Below are 2,747 nucleotides of genomic sequence, written 5' to 3' on the forward strand. Positions count from 1 at the left end.
TATAAAACACAAGGTGGGATCAAAACGAGGGATATTGAAAAGATTTTAAGCGAAGTAAAACAGTTTTTTCAGATTCATAAAGCAGAAGGAACTTATGCTGGCGGGATCCATCTTGAGATGACGGGAAGCAACGTAACAGAATGCACCGGAAGTATAAGCAGCACAATAACCGAAGAGGGACTAAAAAGCAGATATCATACTCAGTGCGATCCAAGACTTAATGCGGATCAAGCTTTAGAGCTTGCGTTTATGGTAGCCGATATGATGAAAGAGATACAATAAAAAGCAGGCTTATGCCTTGCTTTTAATTTAAAGCTTTTTTCATATATTTTTTGATCTCGTTTTTATCATATTTAAAATCGGTAAAAATCTCAAAAGCTAAAACTCCTTGGCAAATTAGCATATCTTTCCCATCTTTTGTTTTTAAATCAAACTCTTTTGCAAGTTTTAAAAAAGGGGTCTCTTTCCCGTAAATTGCATCAACAGCATATTTTGCGTTGCTAAAGAGTTTTTTTATTATCTCTTTTGGTGCTGGCAGATTATCGTCATTTAAGCCAGCACTTGTGGTGTTTATTATTAGGTCGTACTTATCGATCTTAAAATCTTTCCAACTAAAAGAGTTAAATCCTTTTTTCTTGCACCAATGAAGTCTATTTTCGCTTCTATTTAAAATGGAAAAATCGATATTTTTTTCATAAAAAATTTCCGCAATTGCTTTTGATGTTCCTCCCGCACCCAAAATAAGTGCTTTTTTAAAATCAAACTCTTCTATTGACTCTAAAAAACCAGGTGCATCGGTATTGTAGCCTAAAAGAAGGTTCTCTTTTTTTATTATTGTGTTAACTGCTCCTATTTTTTTTGCTATGCCCAAAACTTCGTCACAGATATTGAAAGCCTCTTCTTTATGAGGGACGGTAATATTGGCACCTTTTATATTTAGATCAAAAAATTTTTTTCTAAGATCCTTTGGGTCTTTTAAGCAATATCTGGTATAACAGGCTTTAATATTTAATTTTTCAAAGGCGAAATTGTGCATAAGAGGCGATTTTGAGTGTGAAACGGGATTGCCAAATATTAAAAAAAGCATCTACTCCTCGCTTAATATTTTTAAAGTATTCATCAAAGCGCCAAGTTTGTTTTTGACCTCTAAAAATTCAAGTTCGGGTTTGCTATCGGCTACTATTCCCGCACCTGCTTGAAATATTATCTCATCTTTTTTTATAAGCGCGGTTCTTATGGTGATCGCGCTGTCCATATTTCCGTCAAATCCAAAATAACCGATACTTCCGCTATAATATCCTCTTTTTAAACCTTCAAATTCTGCAATTAGTTCCATAGCTCTTATTTTTGGAGCTCCCGTCATAGTTCCCGCGGTAAAAGTTGCCATAAAAAGATCAAACATATCATATTTTGGATCAAGTTCGGCTTCAACGTCACTGACCATATGCATAACATGGGAATATTTTTCCACTCTCATAAGAGAAGTAACCTTTACCGTTCCTTTTTTTGCAACTCTCCCCACGTCGTTTCTTCCAAGATCGACAAGCATTATATGTTCGGCTCTCTCTTTTGGATCGTTTAACATCTCTTGTTCGAGTTCTTTATCTTTTTTTATATCTTTTCCTCTTTTTCTTGTCCCCGCAATTGGTCTTAAAAGTATTCTTCCATCTGTTAGTCTTACCATAACTTCCGGAGAGCTGCCGGCGATTGCAAAATCTTCAAATTCTAACAGATATAGATAAGGAGATGGATTTAAGCTTCTTAAGGCTCTATAAAAACTAAATCTATCTACGATAGCCTTTTGGGTTAATCTATTTGACATAACTATCTGAAATACATCACCACTTCTTATCATCTGTTTAGATTTTTTTACCATTTCAAAAAAACGTTCTTTATCAAAAGCAAATTTTGCTTCCCCAAGGATTTTTGCTTTTTTTAAGGGAATGTGAGTATATGTATCAAGAAGCTCTTTTTTTAATTTTTCAAAAAGATTTTCAAAAATCTCCTTTTGAGAGGTTATTAATGTTAGAGTGGAATTTTTATGAGAATAAGCTACGATTAGTCTTGGTCTTATCATATCAAAGTCTGGAATATTTGTTTCATCTTTTAGATTTTGCATATATTTTTTTAATACAGGCTCAAACTCCGCAACCATATCATATCCGATATATCCTATAAAACCGTCTACAAATCCTACGCCAAGTTCTCTTGTTTTGGATCTGTAATAGTTAAAATCTATTTTTTTATAATATTTTTTTAAAAATAAAAGAGGATTTTCATCAACCTCTACAACTTCACCTTTTTCATCTTTATAATAACTTTTTTGATCTTTATGCCAAATTCTTTCTTTTTCTCCGGCAACTATATAGCTAAAGTTTCCTTCGCTGGTATACACCACGCTTTCAAATAAAAATGTTAGCTCTTTTGGAAAAAATTTTTTAATCTTTTCATATATCGCTATTGGAGTAAATTCGTCTAACATAAAACTATGAGAGTAGATCATTATTTAATCCTGGTTATAAAAGCATCTTTTTTTATTGTTTTTTTGATTTTTAATAAGGCTTTTTTTGCAGACTCTTTTGAAGCATAAGGTCCGATTAGAACTTTTTTAATTTCACTATCATCGTTTATAACGGTTTTTATAACATAATTAAATCCATTTGCTTCAATCTTTTTTAAAAATTTCTTACTAGGAGCCAATCTATAAAAAGCTCCAACTTGAACATAATAATCCCCGCTTACAATCT

The 2,747-nt window shown here is 32.5% G+C and carries 4 protein-coding genes; 1 reads left to right on the forward strand and 3 read right to left on the reverse strand.

Features of this window, described 5'->3' with window-relative positions:
- The coding region (locus AC30RD_RS06425; protein WP_489493551.1) for a 3-deoxy-7-phosphoheptulonate synthase at positions 1 to 282 on the forward strand (282 nt) is incomplete at its 5' end.
- A gap of 22 nt (positions 283 to 304) precedes the next feature.
- Here the strand turns inward: AC30RD_RS06425 and AC30RD_RS06430 are convergent.
- The 3 genes from AC30RD_RS06430 to AC30RD_RS06440 form a co-directional block, all read right to left on the reverse strand.
- A complete protein-coding gene (locus AC30RD_RS06430; RefSeq protein ID WP_489493553.1) occupies positions 305 to 1,087 on the reverse strand; it encodes a shikimate dehydrogenase in 783 nt (260 codons plus the stop codon).
- On the reverse strand, positions 1,088 to 2,503 hold the full coding sequence (locus tag AC30RD_RS06435; RefSeq protein ID WP_489493554.1) for an anthranilate synthase component I family protein: 1,416 nt from the start codon (positions 2,501 to 2,503) through the stop codon (positions 1,088 to 1,090).
- Positions 2,503 to 2,747, reverse strand: a 245-nt coding sequence (locus AC30RD_RS06440) for an SPOR domain-containing protein (RefSeq protein WP_489493555.1), incomplete at its 5' end; no start/stop codon positions are given. The genes AC30RD_RS06440 and AC30RD_RS06435, both read right to left, overlap by 1 nt.

The organism is Nitrosophilus sp. (assembly GCF_982775275.1).

Bases quoted from the DNA above. Each gene is read 5' to 3' on its own strand.
- AC30RD_RS06430 (WP_489493553.1), bottom strand. From the start codon at position 1,087: ATGCTTTTTTTAATATTTGGCAATCCCGTTTCACACTCAAAATCGCCT.
- AC30RD_RS06435 (WP_489493554.1), bottom strand. From the start codon at position 2,503: ATGATCTACTCTCATAGTTTTATGTTAGACGAATTTACTCCAATAGCG.